18 protein-coding genes are annotated in these 22,654 nt (G+C 35.7%); 9 read left to right on the forward strand and 9 right to left on the reverse strand.

Annotated features, from left to right (window positions below; all coding sequences use genetic code 11):
* Positions 1-2: 2 nt before the first annotated feature.
* Both ABXT67_RS09365 and gldJ read right to left on the reverse strand, forming a co-directional pair.
* Positions 3-1,289, reverse strand: coding sequence for a UDP-N-acetylmuramoyl-tripeptide--D-alanyl-D-alanine ligase (locus ABXT67_RS09365; RefSeq protein WP_415373754.1), 1,287 nt, complete (start codon positions 1,287-1,289; stop codon positions 3-5).
* A gap of 81 nt (positions 1,290-1,370) precedes the next feature.
* Positions 1,371-3,053: a gliding motility lipoprotein GldJ gene (gene gldJ, locus ABXT67_RS09370; protein ID WP_415373755.1), complete on the reverse strand. Its 1,683-nt coding sequence runs from the start codon at positions 3,051-3,053 to the stop codon at positions 1,371-1,373.
* 236 nt (positions 3,054-3,289) lie between these two features.
* Here gldJ and porU point away from each other — a divergent pair, with 236 nt between their 5' ends.
* From porU to ABXT67_RS09415, 9 genes are all read left to right on the forward strand, one after another.
* A complete protein-coding gene (porU, locus tag ABXT67_RS09375) occupies positions 3,290-7,249 on the forward strand; it encodes a type IX secretion system sortase PorU (RefSeq protein WP_415373756.1) in 3,960 nt (1,319 codons plus the stop codon).
* Between the two features lie 39 nt (positions 7,250-7,288).
* Positions 7,289-8,434 carry a type IX secretion system outer membrane channel protein PorV gene (gene porV, locus ABXT67_RS09380; RefSeq protein ID WP_415373757.1) on the forward strand — a complete coding sequence of 382 codons (1,146 nt, stop codon included), beginning with the start codon at positions 7,289-7,291 and terminating at the stop codon, positions 8,432-8,434.
* 103 nt (positions 8,435-8,537) lie between these two features.
* Positions 8,538-9,023 carry a cytidine deaminase gene (gene cdd, locus ABXT67_RS09385; protein ID WP_415373758.1) on the forward strand — a complete coding sequence of 162 codons (486 nt, stop codon included), beginning with the start codon at positions 8,538-8,540 and terminating at the stop codon, positions 9,021-9,023.
* A gap of 294 nt (positions 9,024-9,317) precedes the next feature.
* Positions 9,318-10,316, forward strand: a complete 999-nt coding sequence (gene pdhA, locus ABXT67_RS09390; RefSeq protein WP_415373759.1) for a pyruvate dehydrogenase (acetyl-transferring) E1 component subunit alpha — start codon at positions 9,318-9,320, stop codon at positions 10,314-10,316.
* A 3-nt stretch (positions 10,317-10,319) separates the two neighbouring features.
* Positions 10,320-11,954, forward strand: coding sequence for a pyruvate dehydrogenase complex dihydrolipoamide acetyltransferase (locus ABXT67_RS09395; protein ID WP_415373760.1), 1,635 nt, complete (start codon positions 10,320-10,322; stop codon positions 11,952-11,954).
* A 60-nt stretch (positions 11,955-12,014) separates the two neighbouring features.
* A complete protein-coding gene (locus tag ABXT67_RS09400) occupies positions 12,015-12,704 on the forward strand; it encodes an SDR family NAD(P)-dependent oxidoreductase (RefSeq protein WP_415373761.1) in 690 nt (229 codons plus the stop codon).
* A gap of 1 nt (position 12,705) precedes the next feature.
* A complete protein-coding gene (locus ABXT67_RS09405) occupies positions 12,706-13,302 on the forward strand; it encodes a SprT-like domain-containing protein (protein ID WP_415373762.1) in 597 nt (198 codons plus the stop codon).
* Positions 13,303-13,425: 123 nt separating this feature from the next.
* Positions 13,426-14,532, forward strand: coding sequence for a mannose-1-phosphate guanylyltransferase (locus tag ABXT67_RS09410; protein ID WP_415373763.1), 1,107 nt, complete (start codon positions 13,426-13,428; stop codon positions 14,530-14,532).
* On the forward strand, positions 14,533-15,969 hold the full coding sequence (locus ABXT67_RS09415) for a DUF389 domain-containing protein (protein ID WP_415373764.1): 1,437 nt from the start codon (positions 14,533-14,535) through the stop codon (positions 15,967-15,969). It begins immediately after the preceding gene.
* Positions 15,970-15,982: 13 nt separating this feature from the next.
* Here the strand turns inward: ABXT67_RS09415 and ABXT67_RS09420 are convergent, their stop codons facing one another.
* From ABXT67_RS09420 to ABXT67_RS09450, 7 genes are all read right to left on the reverse strand, one after another.
* Positions 15,983-16,744: an ABC transporter ATP-binding protein gene (locus ABXT67_RS09420; protein WP_415373765.1), complete on the reverse strand. Its 762-nt coding sequence runs from the start codon at positions 16,742-16,744 to the stop codon at positions 15,983-15,985.
* Entirely contained in the window at positions 16,744-17,481 is a 738-nt protein-coding gene (locus tag ABXT67_RS09425; protein WP_415373766.1) for an MlaE family ABC transporter permease, read from the reverse strand. The genes ABXT67_RS09420 and ABXT67_RS09425 overlap by 1 nt, the downstream gene beginning before the upstream one ends.
* Before the next feature lie 57 nt (positions 17,482-17,538).
* Positions 17,539-18,639, reverse strand: coding sequence for an alkaline phosphatase (locus ABXT67_RS09430; protein ID WP_415373767.1), 1,101 nt, complete (start codon positions 18,637-18,639; stop codon positions 17,539-17,541).
* A 62-nt stretch (positions 18,640-18,701) separates the two neighbouring features.
* Positions 18,702-19,550 (reverse strand): glycosyltransferase, encoded by an 849-nt coding sequence (locus ABXT67_RS09435; RefSeq protein ID WP_415373768.1) that lies wholly within the window; start codon positions 19,548-19,550, stop codon positions 18,702-18,704.
* A 4-nt stretch (positions 19,551-19,554) separates the two neighbouring features.
* On the reverse strand, positions 19,555-20,451 hold the full coding sequence (locus ABXT67_RS09440) for an FkbM family methyltransferase (protein ID WP_415373769.1): 897 nt from the start codon (positions 20,449-20,451) through the stop codon (positions 19,555-19,557).
* 13 nt (positions 20,452-20,464) lie between these two features.
* Positions 20,465-21,328 (reverse strand): LamG-like jellyroll fold domain-containing protein, encoded by an 864-nt coding sequence (locus tag ABXT67_RS09445; protein WP_415373770.1) that lies wholly within the window; start codon positions 21,326-21,328, stop codon positions 20,465-20,467.
* A 130-nt stretch (positions 21,329-21,458) separates the two neighbouring features.
* Positions 21,459-22,520 carry a 3-oxoacyl-ACP synthase III family protein gene (locus tag ABXT67_RS09450; RefSeq protein WP_415373771.1) on the reverse strand — a complete coding sequence of 354 codons (1,062 nt, stop codon included), beginning with the start codon at positions 22,518-22,520 and terminating at the stop codon, positions 21,459-21,461.
* Positions 22,521-22,654: the final 134 nt, after the last annotated feature.

A 22,654-nucleotide genomic window follows, 5' to 3' on the forward strand; every position in this document is an offset into this window, starting at 1 on the left:
TTTTAAAGTAAACCAACGATACGCTCTAAAGCCATGCCTCGAGAGGCTTTTATTAGTATGGTGCTACTTGTGATTTTCTTGTCTTCTAGTATTTTTTTTAGTTTATCGAAAGATTCAACTTTGGTAATTGATTTATTTTGAACTTTCGTTTTTGAAAAATTTTCGCCTATAAGAAAAGCGTTTCCAATGCTGTACTTGGTAATATAGTCGGCAATTATTTGGTGTTCTAACGCAGCACTATCACCAAGCTCAAACATATCTCCCAAGAATACTATTTTGTTTTTGTCAGAAGTGGTTTTAAAGCTCTCTAAAGCTGCAAGCATACTTGTAGGGTTAGCGTTATATGCGTCTAGAATGATTTTATTCGAATCTTTTTCAATTACTTGTGACCGGTTATTTCTGGGGGTATATTCTTCTATACCTTTCTTTATGTCTTCACTTGTTACCTCAAAATACTGTCCTATAATAATGGCAGCGCATATATTAGTAAAGTTATACTTTCCTATTAGCTTGGATGCAATAGTTACATTGTTGAAGGAAGCTTTCACATAAGGATCGCATGCTTTCAATTTTATATTCGAAAACTCTTGATTGCTTTCAGAAAAACCAAACTTCTTGTTATAAGGATCAAGAATTTGTTTTTGTTTGGGATCGTCTGCATTCATAAACAGATATTTACCGTTTTGGATAAGGTGTTTGTAGAGCTCGCTTTTGCCTTTTACAACGCCATCTAAACTCCCAAAACCTTCAAGGTGTGCCTTTCCAAAGTTGGTAATATATCCATAATCAGGCTGGGCTATTTCGCAAAGCTTTGCAATCTCTTTTAAGTGATTCGCACCCATTTCCACAATACCGATTTCAGTCTCTTTGTTCATTCTTAATAAGGTCAGTGGAACCCCTATGTGGTTGTTTAAATTACCTTTAGTGGCTGTCGTATTATACTTCTTGCTTAATACTGCGTGTATTAGCTCTTTTGTTGTCGTTTTTCCATTGCTGCCAGTTAAAGCAATTATAGGGATTTTAAGGGAGTTACGATGAAATGTAGCAAGTTGTTGTAAATAACTTAATGCGCTTTTGCATAAAATAGTTTCTCCTGTATTTTTATGATATGTTATCTCATCAATAATTACTTTATAGGCTCCTTTGTCTAATGCTTCCTGAGTAAATTTATTCCCATTAAAATTTTCGCCTTTGAGTGCGACAAAAATGGATCCTTTCTCGATTTCTCTGGTGTCTGTACAAATGCCTGTACTTTTTAAAAAATGCTCGTGTAGTGTTTGAATATTCAATGAAAATGATTTTGAAGTTTATGTAAAAGTAAAAAACCCACTTTAAATTCTAAAGTGGGTTTTCATTAAATATTAAAAAAACTAATTTCTAGCGCTCTTATTCTTTTTGGATTTAGAACCTACTCTTGACATAGCGCATCTAAAACCAATGTAGTCTGTTGCCATTTCTTGAGGAAAATATCTGCGTTGAGCTGGGTCTAACCAATAGTCACGATCTCTCCACGAACCTCCTTTGTAAACACGTACTTCATTATTTACAAGTGAAGTTCTTTTTGTGGATTTGTCATATTGACGATTCAAATCCATTGACGCACTATCTGCTTCAGTAACTTTATGTAGTGGCGAGTTATACATTCGTTTGCTATCATCTAATTCCTCTTCATCGTCTTCTCCAAACGATTGATAGTATCGTGTAGATCGTTTATCTCCATCTCTAAAGTCACGATTGTCACTTTTGGAGAACTGTGTTCTTAAATATGTTTCATTTTCATCAACAGGGATCTGTAAAATTTCACCTGGCAGGTCTCTAGCCACAATTTTACCAGTATTCAAAGTGTCAAAAACAATAGAATCTACCGTAACAATCTTTACTTTTCCGTTTTCGTCTATTGCATTTTTAGTATAAACATTTCCACGATAGTAGTTAAAGTCGTTAAACTCGTCATCAACAATGGGTCTGTAAACATCAGCAACCCATTCCGCTACATTTCCAGCCATATCATAAAGACCATAATCATTTGGTTCGTATGATTTGATTTCAGCGGTAATATCTGCACCATCGTCACTCCATCCTGCAATACCACCATAATCACCATCACCTTGTTTAAAGTTTGCTAATTGGTCGCCTCGAGACTTTCTTTTACCAGATCTTGTGTATTGTCCATCCCAAGGATATTTTTTTCTGCCTCGGTATACATTATAATTTCGCAAACTTACAAGACCTAGTGCAGCATACTCCCATTCTGCTTCCGTAGGAAGTCGATAAGCTGGTAATAGAAGCCCATCTTTTCTTTGAATAAATAAATTTGTACTGTCCTTACTTCTCTTGGCAATACTTTTTGATTTTTTACCTCCACGAGTTATAGAATCGTTGCCTCCATAGGTTTGAGTCGGAGCGTTTAAATAGGTTTCTGTACTAAATGTCTGACCTACTTCAACATCGTATCGAGAATTTCTTGCGGTAATGCCGTCTTGTTCAAGAATGAGTTCGTTTACTCTGTCTGTACGCCAGTTCCCAAATTCTACTGCTTGAATCCAACTAACTCCTACTACAGGATATTCAGCATAAGCAGGGTGTCTAAGGTAATTGTACGTCATTACTTCGTTGTATCCTAAACGATTTCTCCATACTAGTGTGTCTATTAGAGCCCCCTCGTAAATTTTACGATATTCTTCATTGTCTGGAGGAAATACTTGTTTGATCCAATCAAGATACTGAAGATACATGAAGTTGGTAACTTCTGTTTCGTCCATATAAAAAGATTGAACATGCTGTTGATTAGGGCTATTGTTCCAATCGTGCATTGGATCATCTTGAACTTTACCCATCGTAAATGTTCCGCCTTCAACAAAAACAAGTCCAGGACCTGTTTCTTGCTCAGTATATTGGCTGTTTTTTTGTGGTCCTCCCTCTCTAGAGTTGAATTTCCAGCCAGTAGCACGGGAGCTATCTTTGTAGTCTCTCGTTTTGTTACAGCTTACAATAAATGTGCTTGTGAGTGCAAGTATAAGCAGCCTTAAGGCTATTTTTTTTGTCAAGTTCATAGTTTAATATATGAAGAAATTGGGATTGCAATATAATGATAAACGGTAAAAATGCAATGTTATTTCATTATTTATTGTCTGAAAGTTTTATCACTTTCATGCTACTAACGCATTCAAAATTGTTTTCTACATTACAAAACGATTTCTATCTGTTTTTAGTATGTAAATGTTTATTTCTGCTAAAAAACTTAAATTTTATCAATACTAAGTATATTTTTGAAGCGTTAGATTAATTCATGAAAAAGATAATACTACTTTTTTGTATTCTAGGAAGTCTAACTTCCTTAGCACAAAAAAAGAACAGAACTATAAATTGGGCCACAACCTATCAGATTGAGGCTACAAAAAAATTAAATAAACCTTCACTTGCAAAAAATACTGCAACGCAACTAAGCACGGTAAAAGAAAATATCGCAAAGAAAAAAGAAGCTAGAGAAAAGTCACGTCAAAATGCGCTTGATTTTTTGAAATTAACACTTACAAAAGAGAGCGTTTCTTATAACGATCAATGGGAGGATACTGGATTTGCAAATCCTGCTTCGTTGAAAATTACAAATGTCAAGTATGTTAACGTTACCGCTTCAGAAAAAAATAAAATAAACATATCTAAAGTTCCAAGCGTTCTAAATGCTAGGCTTATAAGTAAAAAGGGGCGGGATGTAATATACACGCAACTTTCTCTTAATCCTATTGTGAAAGTAGATGGACAACTAAAGAAGGTTGTTTCTTATGTTGTTTCTTATTCTTACTTTTCAAATTCAAGGGCTTCGAATTCTAGAATTCCTATATCAAATTCAGTTTTGGCGAGTGGTAGTTGGTATAAATTTAAGGTAGATAGAACAGGTATTCATCGTATTTCGAGATCTTTTTTAGAAGATATTGGGATGAATGTTTCTGGAGTCGATCCTAGAACGATAAAGATATATGGTCACGGAGGGAAGCCACTACCATACTTAAATTCTTTAAACAACAATTTGTTCGATCTTCCAGAGAATAGTATTCAAGTGGTGGGAGAGAATGACGGAAATTTTGATGGTAGTGATTTCATTTTATTTTATGCGATTTCTGATATTGGATACGATGAAGAGAACGATACCCATATTAATCCATACAGTGATGAAGCCTACTATTATATCACTGCTGGTGGAAACCCTGGTTTGAGAGTCCAAGCGCTAAACGAGCCTTCAGGAAACTCAAACATTGCAATTAATACATTTAATGATTATCAATTTCACGAAGAGGATGAGTTTAGTGGTGCAAAAGTAGGCCGTAGATGGCTGGGAAATCGTTTTGATATTGAGAGTGAGCAAACCTATGAATTCAACTTTCCTAATATGGTTGGAGGGGCTATTATGGAAGTTAGTGTTAAAGTGGCTTCGTCTTCTGAGAATTCCACTTCCTTGGCGGTTTCAGTAAATGGAACAAGTCTTAATCCTTTCACATTTAACGCTATAGACGGTACGACTCTATTAGATTATGAGCCGGCTAATAACAACCAAAATTGGCCTGCTCAAATTCCAGCTGCTGGTGAAAATGTAACTATAAATTTGTTGTATAACAATGGTGGGAATCCTTCTAGTATTGGGTATTTAGATTATATACGAATAGAAGCACTTCGACAACTAACAGGGATTGACGGGCAATTATTGTTTAGATATAATGATGCTGCAACCACCTCAGGAGTTGCTGAATATACCATAAGCAATGCGTCTCAGTTTTCTCAAGTTTGGGACGTGACAAATACAAACGCTATTACAGCAAAGCCCAATGAAGGATTAGTTTCCTTCAGTTTTAAATCGCAAATGGGTGAAATAAGAGAGTATGTTGCTGTAAATCCACAGGATTATTTTGAGCCTGTTGAAATAGGGCAATCTGTTGTGGCTAATCAAAATATTAAAGGATCTATTTTTCTTGATGGTTCTGGTGATTTTCAAGATATTGACTATTTAATCATAACAGCACCTTTTTTAATACAGCCGGCGTTGAGACTGGCAGAGCATCATAGAGCTGTTAGAGGTACACGGGTAAAAGTTGTTACTACTGACAGGATTTATGAAGAATTTAGTAGTGGTAAACAAGATATTGGTGCGATTAGGAATTTTGTAAGATATGTATATGAGAATGCCTCTACACCGGCTAATAGGATTAAGTATGTAGGGATTTTTGGAGATACTTCTGTAGATTATAAGGCAAGACGTTCTTTAGCAGGAGCGGCTAATAATAATATTGTGCCCACTTTTCATACCTTACAAAGTGTTAGTACGGTTTCTTCTTATATGTCTGATGATTACTTTGGGATGATGGATGCAGATCCATTCACCGAAAATGATGAAGGAACGATGGCTACATCAGATAAGTTAGATATTGCCATAGGAAGGATATTGGCTGATGAAGTTTCTTTGGCAAATTCTCTTGTAGACAAAATAGTGGCCTATGAATCAAAAGCGTCTTTTGGTAATTGGCGCAATAATATTGTAATGATTTCTGATGATGCAGATATCGCAAGTGAGTTTAATTCCTTGCAAACGGTCTTAAATGATTTGGCAGATCAAATATCAGATGAAAAACCACAAGTCAATGTAAAGAAAATTCATATTGATGCATTTCAGCAAGAAAGTTCTGCTGGGGGAAATAGATATCCAGAAGTAAATGACGTTATAAAAAACGATATCGAAGTAGGGGCGTTGATTGTAAATTACTTTGGACACGGTGGTGAAGATGGATTGGCAAAAGAATTTATTTATACGAAAGAAACTGCTACAACATTGAGAAATCCTAATAGATATCCTATTATTGTAACAGTAACTTGCGAGTTTACAAAATTTGATTTACCTACTCGTATAACCGCAGGGGAGCTTACCTATTGGAATAAAGAAGGAGGCGCAATAGGGCTGATAACTACAACTCGGTCTATTTTTGTTAGTACAGGATCTGCTTTAAATGAAAGTCTTGCAGATCAAATTTTTGGTTTTGGAATAGATGTTCCTAATCCTCCTGCTGAAGGTTTAAGAATCTCAAAGAATTCTATAGCTAATGACGTCAATCGCCGGGTAGTTTTTTATGTAGGTGATCCTGCGTTACCAATTTCATTTCCAGAAAAGGATATAAAATTAACCACTATTAATGGGGTGCCAATAGCGCAATCAAATGAAGTTTTAAAAGGATTAGATTATGTAAAATTAGGAGGGCAAGTATTGAATGCAAATGGCGCGCTGCAGTCAAATTATAATGGAGTTTTAGAAGCCAAGGTTTTTGATAAAAGAGTGACTCGTCAAACCCTAGGTAATGATGGTACAACCATAAATGGTGAATTGGCAATATTAGAATTTACTACTCTTGGAGAAACCTTGTTTAATGGTCAAGCCACAGTGACAAATGGTATCTTTGAATTTGATTTTGTAGTGCCTAAAGATGTTCAGATACCTATAGATAAAGGGAAGGTGAGTTTTTATTCACAAGTAGATAATCAATTAGTGGACAATGCTGGTTTTGATCTTGATATACAAATAGGTGGATTAAATGAAAATGCAGGGACCGATACTACAGGGCCCATCCTCCAATTATTTATGAATGATGAAAGTTTCGTTGCCGGAGGAATAACAAACGACTCCCCTAATTTAATTGTTAAACTACAAGATGGTAACGGTATCAATACAGCTAGTGGAATAGGTCACGACCTTCTTGCTATTCTTGATGGTGACGAAGCAAATCCTTTTAAATTAAACGATTACTACCAAGCCAATGTGGATGATTATACAACCGGAATTGCTAACTATATTTTTAGAGATTTAGAAGATGGTCCACACACTATCTCATTTAAAGCTTGGGATACCTATAATAATAGTAGCACCCAAGAACTAGATTTTGTTGTAGCTGGAAGTAATGAAATTGAAATAAGCAGGGTGCTTAACTATCCAAATCCATTCGTTAATTACACCGAGTTTTGGTTTAATCATAACAGGCCTTTCGAACCATTAGAGGTGCAAGTACAAGTTTTTACGGTAACTGGAAAGGTAGTCTGGACACAAAATAAAATTGTTAATACCGAAGGGTTTTTATCACGTGATATTATCTGGGACGGTAGAGACGATTTTGGAGAAAAAATAGGAAAAGGAGTATATGTTTATAAGATCACGGTAAAATCAACGTTAACTAATCAGCAAACGGAAAAGTTTGAAAAACTTGTTATCCTTTAAATAAATTAAAATTATATTTGCTCAAAATTTAAGAACCTCATGAAGAAATTACTTTTACTTATTCTTATTTGTCTTTTAGCTGCTGAAGGTTCAGCGCAGGAAGAACAAAATCGTGTGATTACAACAGGAGTTCCTTTTATGTTAATTGCAGCCGATGCTAGAGCTGCAGGTATGGCTGATATGGGTGTTTGGACTTCCTCAGATGCTTTTGCACAACAGTGGAATCCCGCAAAATACGCCTTCGCAATTTCAAAGCAAGGAGTAGGAGTGACATATACGCCATATTTAAGCCAATTAGTAAATGATATATTCCTTGGGAATATTACTTATTACAACCGTATCAATGAGCGTAGTGCCGTAGGTACTTCTTTTAGATACTTTAGTAATGGTGAAATTGAGCTTCGTGAAACTGCAGATCAAGAGCCATTGCGTGTGAGGCCGAATGAATTAGCGTTTGATGTTTCTTACTCATTAAGATTGAGTGAGCGTTTTGCAATGGCAGTTGCAGGACGCTATATTCGAAGCGATCTAAGATTGCAAACAGGAAATGAAGATGCAAATGCAGCGAATACCTTTGCAGTTGATATAGCAGGGTATTATCAAAGTGAGGAGATTGCCTATGATAGTTTTGACGGTCGTTGGAGATTAGGGTTTAATGTCTCTAATATTGGGCCAAAATTAAGTTATGATGAAACGGGTCAAGAAAATAACCTACCTACAAATATGGCCTTGGGTGGTGGATTTGATTTTATTCTTGATGAATATAACAAAGTAACCGTTGGACTTGAAGTAAACAAATTATTAGTGCCTACACCAAGTGATTCTAATGAGGATGGTACTATTAACAGAGAAGATGATTTTTATAATGAGAGTTTTGTAAGCGGAATTTTCTCCTCTTTTGGTGACGCGCCAGACGGTTTTAGTGAGGAGTTAAAAGAATTTACTTGGGCATTAGGAGCGGAATACACTTACCAAGACTCGTTTGCATTTAGAGCTGGTTATTTTAACGAGAGTGACGAAAAAGGGTCTAGAAAATTTGCTTCTATTGGAGCTGGATTTAAATATACTTCAATAGGGATTGATTTATCCTATTTATTCTCAACATCAGCAGTAATAAGTCCATTAGAAGGTACACTTCGTTTTGGTCTAACATTTAACTTTGGTGATGAGTATGACGAGTACTAATCTTTAGAAACTTAAAAAAGATAATTCCAAATTCCGATATAATGTGAATTTGGAATTTTTTTTACACAGGTCCATTTGAAGGGCTTTACATAAAAATACTTCCTTGAAAAAACACATCATTGAAACAGTTTTAGAAGTGTATGATTCGGTTTCCGAATTACCTAAAAATGCCCAGATTTTGATGAAAAAAGCGCAATTAGCAAGGGAGCAGGCGTATGCGCCATATTCAAAATTTAAGGTTGGAGCAGCTTTACAGTTAGCCAATGGGGAGGTAGTACTAGGAAATAATCAAGAAAATGCTGCATATCCATCAGGTCTTTGTGCAGAACGAGTAGCTGTTTTTGCTGCTGGGGCCAATTTTCCTGGTGTTGCTGTGGAGATGATTGCGCTTACAGTACGTTCAGAAAAACACAAAGTTACAACCCCCACGGCGCCTTGCGGAGCGTGTCGTCAATCATTGGCTGAGTATGAAGTCAATCAAAAGACTCCTATGTTGCTATATTTTATGGGAGAAAGTGGTAAAGTTGTTAAAGCAGCTTCGGTTAAAGCCTTGTTGCCATTGGTTTTTGATAGTTCTTTTTTAGGATAAGTGTTAGAAGATAGAGCAAAGAACTAGGGAGATCTTTGCAGGTAAACAAAACAGTTTGTTACCGAGAGGTTCCTTTAATAGTCTACATCATAAAAGTTCATTTGGTTTGATGTTTTAATATGCTAGAATTATATTTCCATATTCCATAATAAATAGTCAAATTTTTGGTGCTTATGGCGAACAACCAACTACTACCAACTAAATTGAAATTCTCTCTTTTTTCATGACTAATAAAAGGTTATTTTTGTTATCCGTTTTCCTATTTTGGTTTGCGAGAAACGACAAAAAACTACGATGAAAAAAATCACTAAAAAAACTTACCTCGATTGGTATGAAAACATGCTCTTTTGGCGCAAGTTTGAGGATAAGTTAGCACAAGTTTATATCAATCAAAAGGTTCGTGGGTTTCTTCATTTGTATAATGGACAGGAAGCCGTATTGGCGGGGGCGCTCCATGCAATGGATTTGACTAAAGATAAAATGATTACCGCGTATAGAAATCACGTGCAGCCCATTGGGATGGGGGTTGATCCTAAAAGAGTAATGGCAGAACTATATGGAAAAGCAACTGGAACCTCTCAAGGTCTGGGTGGTTCGATGCATATTTTTTCAAAAGAGCACAGGTTTTATGGCGGTCACGGTATCGTGGGAGGACAAATACCTCTAGGAGCTGGCTTAGCGTTTGGAGATAAATATAAAGGTAATAATGCGGTGACACTTTGTTATATGGGAGATGGAGCTGTACGACAAGGGTCTTTACATGAAACCTTTAATATGGCAATGCTCTGGAAATTACCTGTAGTTTTTTGTTGTGAAAACAATGGCTATGCAATGGGAACTTCTGTTGCAAGAACTGCGAATCACACAGATATTTGGAAATTAGGTTTGGGATACGAAATGCCTTGTAAGCCAGTAGATGGTATGAAACCAGAATTGGTAGCAAAAGAAATAGATGAAGCAATGGAGCGCGCAAGAAGAGGAGAAGGGCCTACATTTTTAGAAATTAGAACCTATCGGTATAGAGGACACTCTATGAGTGATGCGCAACATTATAGGACTAAGGCAGAGGTAGCATTAAAACAGGAAGAAGATCCAATTAGTTATGTGCTTCACAATATTTATCAAAAGAAATGGGCTACTGAAGAGGAAATAGAGGCTATCAATAAAAGCGTAAAACAAAAGGTAAGTGAATGTGAGAAATTTGCAGACGAGTCTCCATATCCAGAAAAAAGCTTGATGTATGATGCTGTATACGAACAAAAGGATTATCCATTTTTACCTCATAAATTATAGGCTATGGCAACAGTAATTAATATGCCGCGTTTAAGCGACACTATGGAAGAAGGAACCGTTGCAACTTGGCTTAAAAAAGTGGGTGACAAGGTTGAAGAAGGGGATATATTAGCCGAAATCGAAACCGATAAGGCTACGATGGAATTTGAAAGTTTTCACGATGGAATTCTATTACATATTGGAATTCCGGAAGGCGAAACTGCAAAAGTAGATACGCTTTTAGCAATTATTGGTGAAGAAGATGAAGATGTTTCTAGCCTTTTGAGTGGTGAAGAAGTTACTTCTAAAACGGAAGAAACCAATACGTCTTCAGATGAAAGCACCTCTGATACTGGTACTCAAACAACCAGTCAAAGCGAGTCAAGCTCAATAAGCACAGGAGATGCAAACAGCGAGCTTCCAGAGGGAGTAGAGATCATTACTATGCCGCGTCTTAGTGACACTATGGAAGAAGGAACCGTTGCTGCTTGGCTAAAACAAGAAGGTGACACTATTGAAGAAGGCGAAATTTTGGCTGAAATCGAAACTGATAAAGCTACGATGGAATTTGAGTCGTTCTACAACGGTACCTTACTAAAAATTGGTATAGCCGAAGGCGAAACTGCAAAAGTGGATGCCTTACTAGCAATCGTTGGGCCCAAAGGAACCGATGTTTCGGGAATCACGGGAACTTCTGCTAAACCTGAAGCGCCTAAGAAAGAAGAGATACCGGTAAAAGTTGAAACAAAAAAGGAAGCTGTAGAAGAAAAAACAACTCCTAAAACTACAGTTGTTTCAAGTTCAAATTCAGATAAAAGAATATTTGCTTCGCCATTGGCTAAAAAAATGGCTGAGGATAAAGGAATTTCTTTAGCACAAGTGCAAGGCTCTGGCGAGAATGGACGCATTGTAAAAAGTGATATTGAAAGTTACCAACCGCAAGTAGTTGGTGCAGCAGCATACAATCCCGTTGGAACTGAAAGTTTTGAGGATATAAAAAATTCTCAAATGCGTAAAACAATCGCAAAACGATTGGGAGAGTCTAAATTCACTGCGCCACATTATTACTTAACAGTTGAGTTGGACATGGATAATGCCATTGCCTCAAGAGCAGCTATTAATAGTGATCCAGAGGTTAAAATCAGCTTTAATGATATGATTGTCAAAGCCTGCGCTATGGCTTTGAGAAAACATCCGCAAGTTAATAGCCAGTGGACAGGAGACACTACCAGAATTGCAAATCATATCCACATTGGAGTGGCGGTTGCAGTAGATGAAGGATTGCTAGTTCCAGTATTAAAGTTTGCAGACCAGATGACATTCTCTCAAATTGGAGTAAATGTAAAAGACTTGGCAGGCAAAGCGAGAAGTAAGAAAATTACTCCCCAGGAAATGGACGGCAGTACCTTTACGGTAAGTAATTTAGGTATGTTTGGTATTAAAGAATTTACCTCTATTATTAATGCGCCTAATTCTGCGATACTTTCTGTAGGAGCAATTATTCAGAAACCAGTGGTTAAGAACGGTGCAATTGCCGTTGGAAATACGATGACCGTTACGTTGGCCTGTGACCATAGAACAGTAGATGGTGCAACGGGTGCTAAATTTCTTCAAACATTGAGAAATTACATAGAGAATCCTGTAACGATGTTTGTATAACACTAACAAAACAAAGCTTCAAAAGTGTCTAAAATTTTTGAGGCTTTTTTCCTTATCAGTATGTCAAAAATTAAAAACATTGTAATTACAGGAACTAGCCGAGGAATTGGCTATGAGATGGTAGCTTTATTAACAAATGCAGGACATAATGTTTTGGCATTATCACGTGATCCCGCTCCTATCTCTGGATTGGATATTAGTAATTGCCATTGTTTTTCGTGTGATATAACAGAGGCCTCAGATATTAAAAGAGCTGCCGCCTTTGTAAAGGAAAAATGGGCTAGAGTGGATGTTTTAATAAATAATTCTGGTGCCTTAGTAAATAAGCCCTTTAGGGAACTAAACCTTCAAGATTTCGAAAATAGCTACAAAGTAAATGTGTTTGGTGCCGCCATGTTAACACAAGCAATGTTGCCCTTTATGACAAAGACTGGCCACGTGGTAAATGTAAGCAGTATGGGTGGAGTTCAAGGGAGTGCAAAATTCCCAGGTCTTGTGGCTTATAGCAGCAGCAAAGGAGCCCTGATTACTTTAACAGAGGTGCTCGCAGAAGAGTATAAAGAAACTGGTCCAAGTTTTAATGTACTTGCTTTAGGTGCAGTACAAACCGAAATGCTTGAAGAAGCATTTCCAGGATATAAAGCACCTATCTCAGCAAAGGAAATGGCAAGGTATATAATGGACTTTTCGCTCAATGGAAGCAAATTCTATAATGGTAAAGTGTTAGAAGTTTCCAGTTCTACCCCTTAATATGGAAGCCACGCTGTCAAAATACATCCCAACAGCTGCTGTAGAACCTACATTTCAATTAATAAAACAGTATAATATTCATTTAAAAATAGTAAATGAACGGGTAACGCGTCACGGTGATTATAGAATGATGCCTAGTGGTCAGCATCAGATTACAGTAAATGCAAGCTTGAATGCGTACCGTTTTTTTGTTACGCTCATTCACGAGATATCACATTTAGTTGCTTTTGAAGATTATGGGCGTGGTATTAAACCCCACGGGAGGGAGTGGAAGTATACCTTTCAGAAATTGATGTTGCCGTTTATAAACCCTGTTATTTTTCCGTCTCAATTATTGCCTTTAATTGCAAATCATTTTAGAAACCCTAAGGCGTCAAGTGATACTGATGCTAAACTTTCACTCGCTCTAAAGCAGTTTGATCCCCCCAATGATAAAAACTATGTCTTTGAAATACCCAACGGTGGTATGTTCAGGCTATACAATGGGAAAATATTCAAACGCGGAAATAAACGCGTAAAGCGATACGAATGTCTTGAAGTTGCTACTGGAAGAATATATCTTTTTAATCCCAATGCTGAGGTTGAATTTTTAAAATAATTCGTTTTTGTTCAGCGTAATTTTTTCTAGCAGCCTTTATTTTTTTACAAAATATTTAGGTTATTCTAATAATTGTATTCAGTATCTTTAAATTTGGTTCAATGTTAAAAATCTAAACTCAAGATGAAAAATAAGGATTATTATGCAGTCATTATGGCTGGGGGAATTGGCTCTAGATTTTGGCCCGTTAGTACACAAGATTTACCCAAGCAATTTCACGATATGCTAGGGACTGGAAAGTCCTTATTACAGCAAACATTTTCTAGACTCTCCACATTCATTCCTCCAGGAAACATTTTTATTCTTACAAACGAACGTTACAAGAGCCTCACCTTAGAACAATTGCCAATACTGCAGGAGCATCAAATTGTTTTAGAACCTGCAATGAAGAATACGGCGCCTTGTATATTATTAGCTGCATTAAAAATAAAAAAAATAAACAAAAATGCGCTGATGTTAGTCGCTCCTAGCGATCATTGGATCGAAGATGAAAAAGCATTTAAGGAAGATGTACAACTATGTTTCGAGGCTGCACAAGGCGATGATATTTTGATGACACTCGGCATTACTCCAACATTTCCTAATACAGGATATGGTTATATAGATGCTTCGACAAGCTCAGCAAACGCTTTACTAGATGATTCAATTAAAGGAATTGATCGAGTGCAACAATTTACAGAGAAACCAGATTATGAAACTGCTAAAAAGTTTTTAGAAGCAGGTAATTTTCTTTGGAATGCAGGGATTTTTATTTGGAGCGTTGAAAGTATTTGCAAAGCATTTAAATCGTATTTACCTAAAATGAACGCTCTCTTTTCTGAAGGTGTTCCTGTTTTGAATACTTTAAATGAATGGGGATTTGTTGATGAAAATTATCCGCTAGCTGAAAACATATCGATTGATTATGGCATTATGGAAAAAGCTAAAAATGTATTTGTTAAAAAAGCTAATTTTGATTGGAATGATCTTGGAACTTGGGGAGCCTTGCACGATAAAATGACGAGCGATACTTCTGAAAATGCTGTGGTAACGGCAAAGACATACCTTAAGAATGCTAAGGGCAATATGATATTTTCTGCAACAGACAAACTTATTGTTGTAGATGGTTTAAATGACTATATTATAGTTGATAAAGAAGACGTCCTATTATTGTTTCCAAGAAAAAAGGAGCAGGAAATCAAAAGGCTATTAAGTGAAGTTTCAAATAAGTTTGGTACAAAATATTCATAAATGAGCACAGCAAATTCAGGAGATAACCCAAATACGCCTCAAGACGCGCAATTTGAGCACACAAAGCTTACCGCTTGGGATGCAATTAAAAAGTTCTTTTCTGAATTATTCGATATTCAGACGGATACTGATCGTGATGCTACCATTGAATCCGTAAAAGAAGGGATTAATTTTAAAGGCCATACTGTTTGGATTCTTATATTTTCCATATTTGTTGCGTCTATTGGGCTTAATGTAAGTAGTACTGCAATAGTAATTGGAGCGATGCTTATTTCTCCTTTAATGGGGCCAATTGTAGGTATTGGCTTATCGGTAGCTATTAATGACGTGGATACTATGAAGCGTTCGTTTATTAACCTGGGAGTGATGGTTGTTTTAAGTGTGTTGACCGCTACACTATACTTTTCAATTTCACCATTAACAGAAGAAACTCCAGAACTTGTTGCGAGAACTTATCCAACAGTATTAGATGTATTGGTCGCTATTTTTGGAGGTTTAGGACTTATAGTCGCTAAAACAAAAAGTGGAACCATCGCCAGTGTTATCTTTGGAGTTGCAATTGCCACAGCGCTAATGCCGCCCTTGTGTACTGTAGGCTATGGATTGGCTATTGGTAATATGAGTTATGCTGGTGGGGCAATGTATCTTTTTTGCATCAATGCTGTTTTTATTGCACTAGCCACTTTTATTGTAGCAAAGATTTTGAGGTTTCCTTTGGTGCGATATGCAAATTCAAAAAGAAGAAGATTGATTGCTCAAATCGCGTCTTTAGTAGCATTGGTCGTGGTGGTCCCAAGCGTAATCTTGTTTTTAAACTTACTGAAGGAACAGGTGTTTACAGTAAAAACAAAAGAGTTTGTACGTGATCAAATAAAATATGAAGGTGCCGAAGTAGTAAAGTTTACACAAGATTATGAATCAAAAAAACTTGAAATATACTTAATAGGAAATCCTGTTCCCAGTCGTGAAATTGATGCGTGGCGTGAAATAATTAAAAATACAGAAAAGCTAGAAGAAGTTAATTTAAGGATTTACCAAGGAGCCGATAATAGTGGAGAGCTTACTGAAAGAATTTCTGGAAGCGTGAAGGCTGATATTTTAAGTGAATTATATGTGAACAACGAACAACGAATAAGGGATAAGGATGAGCGTATCTTTTTTCTTGAAAATGAAATCACAAAACTTACCGTAAAAGATGTTGTTCCTTTTGAAGATGTGAGTAAAGAACTTAAAGTCACCTATGAAGATTTAACTGCTTTCGGGTATTCAAAAAGAATTAACACTAATTTTGATAAAACAGATACCCTTGCCGTATTTAATGTTTCGTGGAAAAAAACTATTAGGGAGAGTCAAAAAAAGATTAATGCGGCTAAAATAACGGAAATACTTAAAATTAGAATGAAGTTAGATACCTTACTGGTGATAGAAAGCAAGTGATTTTTTTGAAGAATTAAGCTTTGTTTTGAACTTCGCGTATCTGCTTAAATAAGTCTGAAGAATAAACAAAATCTGTCACATCTTTATTATCAGTTTTAAAGATGTCTTCTTGTGTGCCTTTCCAAACTAACACACCATTTTTCAAGAAGTTTATTCGTTCTCCAATCTCCATTACCGAATTCATATCGTGGGTTACGACAATGGTTGTAATTTGATTTTCGTGTGTAATTTCTTGGATGAGATTATCAATTACTGTTGCGGTTTTTGGATCCAATCCTGAATTAGGCTCGTCACAAAACAAATACTTCGGCTTATTAACGATGGCGCGTGCAATAGAAACCCTTTTTTGCATTCCTCCAGAAATTTCAGCAGGAAATTTGTCATTTACACCATCTAAGTTAACGCGACTTAAAACTTCATTTACCCGCTCAAGCATCTCCTCACGTTTCTGGGTTGTAAACATTCTTAACGGGAACATAACGTTTTCTTCAATAGTCATAGAATCGAATAAGGCTCCTCCTTGAAATAGCATTCCTATTTCTTCTCTCAAGACTCGTTGTTGCGCGTCGTTCATTTCTTGCATATATTGTTGGTCGTATAAAATACGACCTCCTTCAGGCTTAAAAAGACCAATAAGACATTTTAGTAAAACAGATTTCCCACTACCACTCTGTCCAATGATAAGGTTTGTCTTTCCTTGCTCAAAAATGGTCGAAATTCCTTTTAAAACTTCTTCATCTCCAAAACGTTTTTGTATGTTTTCTACTGCTATCATTAGCTTAACAATAATTGAGTGATGATATAATTTGCAAGAATAATAAGGACACTAGTCCAAACAAAACTTTTAGTACTAGCCTTACCAACTTCAAGGGCGCCCCCTTTCATATAATAGCCGTGCCAAGAGGGCACCGTGGCGAGTATAAAGGCAAAAACAAAAGTTTTAATAAAAGCATACGCTAAATGAAAAGGAATAAAATCTTCTTGGAGGCCTTGCACAAATTCATTCATTGTAACAAATCCTCCATAAACACCTGCTAATAAACCTCCAAATATTGCTAAAAACATGGCAATAGCGATAAGAAAGGGATAAAACATTAATGCCACAATCTTAGGAAAAACAAGATAATTTAAAGAATTTATGCCCATTACCTCTAAGGCATCAATTTGTTCAGTAACTCTCATAGAGCCAATGCTTGAAGTAATAAAAGAACCTACTTTACCCGCCATAATAATAGAAATAAAGGTTGGTGCAAACTCTAGAATAATTGATTGCCTTGTGGCATAGCCTATTAAAGATTTTGGGATGATTGGATTTGTTAGGTTTAAGGCAGTTTGTAGGGTAATAACCCCTCCCACAAAAAAACCAATAAATCCAACAATTCCCACAGAACCAATTACTAAATCATCAATTTCCTTAAAAATCAATTCGCGTAATACAGTGCCTTTTGTAAAACCGCTGAAAGAGCGTTTTAACATTAAAAAATAACTCCCTAAATCTTCTAAATATCCCATATATAGTTACCACCAAAGTAACAAAAATATAGCGAGTCTTAGCCCGCAATTTATATCTTAATTAATACCGTAAAGTGACATCAATTTGTCAAAAAGAACGGTGTTCTTGAAAATCCCCTTAAAATTATCTTCTCCTGGACCTTTTGCAAAAATAGGTATCAACGTTGCAGAATGTCCACCGGTCGAAAAGACAGGTTTAATTTTATTATAGTCTTTACCGTCTTGAGCCAACGTAAACCCTCCCGTTTCGTGATCTGCTGTTACAAGAACAAGGGTTTCTGGGTTGTTTTTAGCGAAATCAAGTGCAACACCAATTGTTTTGTCAAAGTCTAGTAATTCACTTATGAGATAGTCAGCTTCATTACTGTGGCCAGCCCAATCAATTTGAGAACCTTCCACTAAAAGGAAAAAACCATTGTCATTTTTTGATAGTTTTTCGAGTGCTAGTTTTGTTGTGTTAGGAAGAAAGTCGCCTCTTCCTTCAAGCATCTTAGGCATTCCATCTGGTGCGAGAATAATTGCTTGCTTCTTCTCTGATGCTTCAAAAGGGAGCGTATTTTTATGTACCTCGTATCCCTTATTTTTTAATTCTTTAAAGATATCTCGCATATCTTTTCGGTTATCAAAAAATTGTGAACCACCCCCGGCTATAAAATCTAAGTTAGAATCAGGTAAAAAGGAAGCAATGTCATCGTATAGCCTCCTGGATTTTACGTGCGCATAAAAACTCGCTGGTGTTGCGTGCACCACAGATGAGGTTGAAATGATTCCAGTACTAATATTGCGAGGTATTAAGTGCTCAATAATCGTTTTTACCGCTATGGTGTCGACATTTACGCCAACGGCACCATTATAGGTGCTAATGCCAGTTGCATAGGCCGTGGCACTAGAAGCAGAATCTGTTATTAATTCGCTTGCTGAAGAGGTTTTTATCAAACCAATAGTTTCAAACCTATCAAAACTAGGCGTGGAGTCATTGTAGTAATAACTAGCAGAAATTTGACTCAGTCCCATGCCATCGCCAATAAGCAGAATTATGTTTTTTGGTTTTGTTTTATTGGAATCTAAAGACGTTTGAGTGGTTTTTTCTTTGACACTTGCGCAACTTACTAAAAGTAATAATGAGGTGAATAACACACCTATTTTTTTAAATATCATAAAAGATTCTTTAGTGATTTTCAAAAGTAACAATATTCGAGGTTCAAAATGTTAACGCTACGTTATAGAAGTTTCTTTTTTATACCTTGCCATCTCAATGTATTGATAAAGGTGCCTTCTTCTTGATTTACAATGAAAGGTAGTTTCTTTTGTTTTGCTTGTTCATATCCTCGCACACAAGATAAATAAAAAGAAAAATCGTTCTTCGCAATGGCAAGTTTTATTGCCGCTAAACGGGCAAGGTTTTTTGAATAACGCATGCGATAAAATGCTTCGCCTTGTTTCTTTTTGGACTCGATTGAATAACTCTCACCTGTAGGCCTTAGGTGTTTTACTTGCAACGAGGTGTCTGTTGCTATTTCCCAATTATGGTATATTGCGAGTAATCCATCAACCGTGTCCCAGCCAATTGATGTTTTTAAACCACCTATTTTCTCAAAACATGCTTTTCTGTAAAGTTTTATTGGACCTCTCACTTTTGTTTTTTCTGAAATATTTTCATAAAACCAATTGTTGTTTTTTTGAATGTACAAATTACCTCCAGCGAGCCCAACGTTTTCATTCTCTGTGAAAATCTTAAAAATTGATTCAAAATAGTTCTTTGGAAGTAAGATGTCTGCATCAAACTTTCCTACGAGGTCATAGTCTTCAGTTAATGAGTCATACCCTGCATAAAATGCGTTAACAACTTTTGATCCAGGCTCGTGTTTATTGCTAGATGTTATTGTGACCGACTCGATTATAGCATATTTAGAAGAGTACCTGTCAATTATTTGCTGTGAATTGTCTGTAGAGTTATCATTTACAAGAACCACTTTGGCAGGCACTTTTGTCTGACTCATAAGGGTAGTAAGCATTTGTTCTAAAAATGCTTCTTCATTATGGATTGGTATGATAATGGCTGTTTTCAAATTTTTAAACTACAAATTCTAAAATTAAATTTATTTTAGAGTTTGGAACAAAAAAGCAGTTTCTTATTCCATTGTCATTTTTTCTGATAATGGTATTCGTTTTTTTAAGTCCTTTTGGCGTATGATTATAGAAATTATAATTCAAGTTTTTAAAGAAAGCGTCTAATTTGATCTCAGTCTCATTATAGAGTGTTTCACAAATTATAATAGGTTCAAATTTTTCTATAAAAGCTTTGCCTGATTTAAGGATTTCTATTTCGGTCCCTTCAGTATCTATTTTTATAAGATCAATATTGGTTATTTGTTTCGAAATAATAAAATCATTTAGAGTAATGCTTTCAACGCTGTTTTTAATAAAATCTCTATTCTTTGTTTTTGTTCCAGCATTATGCTCACCGGATAAATTATAAAGCAAGTTATCGTATTTTTTGTTTTGGACTTCAAAAAAATTTATTCTACCATTTTGGTTAGACAAAGCCTTTTCTATAAGCGTAATAGATTTTGAGAAATTATTGAGTTCTATGTTTTTCTTTAAAAAGTATTTTGGTCCTATTGCTGGTTCAAAGGCGTACGTTTTAATTCTAGAATTTGCTTTAGAGGCTAAAATTGAATAATAACCAAAGTTTGCACCGATGTCAAAAAACACTGAAACCTCACTTATTAGTTTTTCAAAGATCAACGAATATTCAAATTTTTCATAGCCATTCCAGTATAATAATTTTGTAACGTGGCTAGTTTGGTTTGTAGCAATTTTAATTGATCCAGAGGCTGTTTTGACTGTTATTGTTCCCGAAGGGGGTAGTTGTAATTTCGTTTTCTCTTTTAAAAGGGGGTACGTTATTGAACGTAAAAAAAAATTAATCTTTGAGTTATAGATGAGCTTGTAAAATAGATTTTTCAAAAACAAGTTGTCATTACTTTATAATTAAAATCATTTTGTTCTCAACAAATTTAGAGCCTTTAAGTTTAACAATATATAACCCATTTTCAAGGCCCTCAATATTTACTTTAGGGGTAAAGGAAATTGTTAATAAAGTTTTGCCTAAGGCATCATATAAAATTATGATTTCAATTTGATTACTATTATTAATTATATTCAGTTCAGTTTGGGCAGGATTAGGATATAAGATAGTTGGTTTAATATTAAAATTCGTGATGGTCAATGCTTCTGTGCATAGATGATCAACATTATTTTGAATTAAAGTACTGTTGTAATATCTAAAATCATCTATAGCTCCTTTAAAATATAGTGGATCTACATTTAGGTATAAATCATTTCTATCAATATTTCCTAAAGTTAAAGAGTATTGTAATGGTCCTTCCGAACCAGAATAACTTCCTCCATCATCTTTGGAATTAACGGATATTTCCATCTCGGTTGCAGAAGTAATCACCGCCACCACATGGTGCCATAAATTCGTAGTTATAGTTTCATCACTAACAAATGTGCGTCTTGCGCTGGAATTGTAAAAATATGAACCGTCACCATAGTTTATTGCGCAGTTACCAGTGGTTATTTGAGTGTTGAAATAGATACCACTGCCTCGTTCATTTTCAAAAGAGGTACTAAAAAGAGCTCGATCTTGATGATTATAAATGTCATATCTAACCCAAAAAGAAAACGAAACGGGAAGTTCAGGTTTTAGTTCCATTAAGTTGGGTAAACTTATAAAATTATTGATTCCGTAAAAATAAACCGACCCGTAAGAAACCCCGTGCCTATCTTCTGTACAGGTTACGCCGTTAGGAGGTGCCAAGGTGATTATTTGAAGTTTCATCTAGGGTATTGTTGTCAAATTTATAATATAACAAGAGGTCGTCAGTAACTATTTGAGAAAATCCAAAAGAACAGCAAACAAATATGCATAATACAGTTAATTTATTTCTTATAAAATAAAAGTGATAAAATCAAACCTTGTAAATCATAGCATTTATATTCATACCTGCTCCAACGCTGGCAAACATAATAATGTCTCCTTTGTTTATCTCATGACCTTTCAATTTTCCACTTAAGATTAAATCGTATAAAGTGGGTACTGTCGCTACGCTAGAATTACCAAGTTTGTCAATGGTCATAGGCATAATACCTTCTGGCATTTGCATATCATATAATTCATAGAATCGTTTTAGGATAGCCTCATCCATTTTTTCGTTAGCTTGATGAATTAATACCTTTTTCAGGTCGGTAATTTTATAACCGCTTTCATCCAAGCAATTTTTCATTGCATCAGGAACATAACTCAGTGCAAAATTATAGATTTTACGTCCGTGCATTTTAATATAGCGACGCGTATCTGTGGATTCTTGGTTGTTACTTTCTCCAAAGAATATAAAGTGTGCTTCGTCGTACGTATACGACGCGCTTTTATGTGTTATAATACCACTGTCTTCATTTTCTAAAAGTTCTACAACAGCGACTCCGGATCCATCACTATAGATCATAGAGTCTCTATCGTGCGGATCTATAACTCGTGATAAAGCCTCTGCTCCAATCACCAAGCATTTTTTAGCCATTCCAGCTTTGATAAACGCGTTGGCTTGGATCATTGATTCTACCCAACCAGGGCAACCAAAAAGCATATCATATGCAACACAGTAGGGGTTTTTTATTTTTAGTAAATGTTTTACACGAGAGGCTATGCTGGGAACAGTGTCACTTTGTGAACTGTTATGTTTTACATCACCATAATTATGTGCAACTATAATGTAATCTAGTGTTTCAGGATCGACACCAGATTTTTCAATAGCGATAGCCGCCGCCGAGGCTGCCATATCTGAAGTTGTAAGCTTTTTGTCGAGGTAACGCCTCTCTTCAATACCAGTAATGGCTTGAAATTTTTCAATAATTACGGAATTCTCTTGCCCAAATTTTGAGCCATCGTTATTAAAGAACGAATTTTCTATAAAATCTTTATTGGGAGCAACACCTTTTGGTATATAGCTTCCTATGCCTGTTATGGTGACACCCATGTCCTGTTTTTTTTCCAAAACTAACTAAAACTGAAGTAGTAACCATCTTAAAGATAAGGAAATTGTGTTAGTTTTTGTTTTTATGATTATAATTATTTAAAAATATGAAATCCTCATTCTACTAAAAATAAAAT

Source organism: Patiriisocius sp. Uisw_017, from assembly GCF_047731265.1.
Lineage (GTDB): Bacteria > Bacteroidota > Bacteroidia > Flavobacteriales > Flavobacteriaceae > Patiriisocius.

Bases quoted from the DNA above. Each gene is read 5' to 3' on its own strand.
- ABXT67_RS09420 (WP_415373765.1), bottom strand. From the start codon at position 16,744: ATGATAGCAGTAGAAAACATACAAAAACGTTTTGGAGATGAAGAAGTT.
- porV (WP_415373757.1), top strand. From the start codon at position 7,289: ATGAAGAAATTACTTTTACTTATTCTTATTTGTCTTTTAGCTGCTGAA.
- ABXT67_RS09400 (WP_415373761.1), top strand. From the start codon at position 12,015: ATGTCAAAAATTAAAAACATTGTAATTACAGGAACTAGCCGAGGAATT.
- ABXT67_RS09430 (WP_415373767.1), bottom strand. From the start codon at position 18,639: ATGATATTTAAAAAAATAGGTGTGTTATTCACCTCATTATTACTTTTA.
- ABXT67_RS09445 (WP_415373770.1), bottom strand. From the start codon at position 21,328: ATGAAACTTCAAATAATCACCTTGGCACCTCCTAACGGCGTAACCTGT.
- pdhA (WP_415373759.1), top strand. From the start codon at position 9,318: ATGAAAAAAATCACTAAAAAAACTTACCTCGATTGGTATGAAAACATG.
- porU (WP_415373756.1), top strand. From the start codon at position 3,290: ATGAAAAAGATAATACTACTTTTTTGTATTCTAGGAAGTCTAACTTCC.
- ABXT67_RS09425 (WP_415373766.1), bottom strand. From the start codon at position 17,481: ATGGGATATTTAGAAGATTTAGGGAGTTATTTTTTAATGTTAAAACGC.
- ABXT67_RS09450 (WP_415373771.1), bottom strand. From the start codon at position 22,520: ATGGGTGTCACCATAACAGGCATAGGAAGCTATATACCAAAAGGTGTT.
- ABXT67_RS09405 (WP_415373762.1), top strand. From the start codon at position 12,706: ATGGAAGCCACGCTGTCAAAATACATCCCAACAGCTGCTGTAGAACCT.
- ABXT67_RS09395 (WP_415373760.1), top strand. From the start codon at position 10,320: ATGGCAACAGTAATTAATATGCCGCGTTTAAGCGACACTATGGAAGAA.
- ABXT67_RS09410 (WP_415373763.1), top strand. From the start codon at position 13,426: ATGAAAAATAAGGATTATTATGCAGTCATTATGGCTGGGGGAATTGGC.
- ABXT67_RS09415 (WP_415373764.1), top strand. From the start codon at position 14,533: ATGAGCACAGCAAATTCAGGAGATAACCCAAATACGCCTCAAGACGCG.
- gldJ (WP_415373755.1), bottom strand. From the start codon at position 3,053: ATGAACTTGACAAAAAAAATAGCCTTAAGGCTGCTTATACTTGCACTC.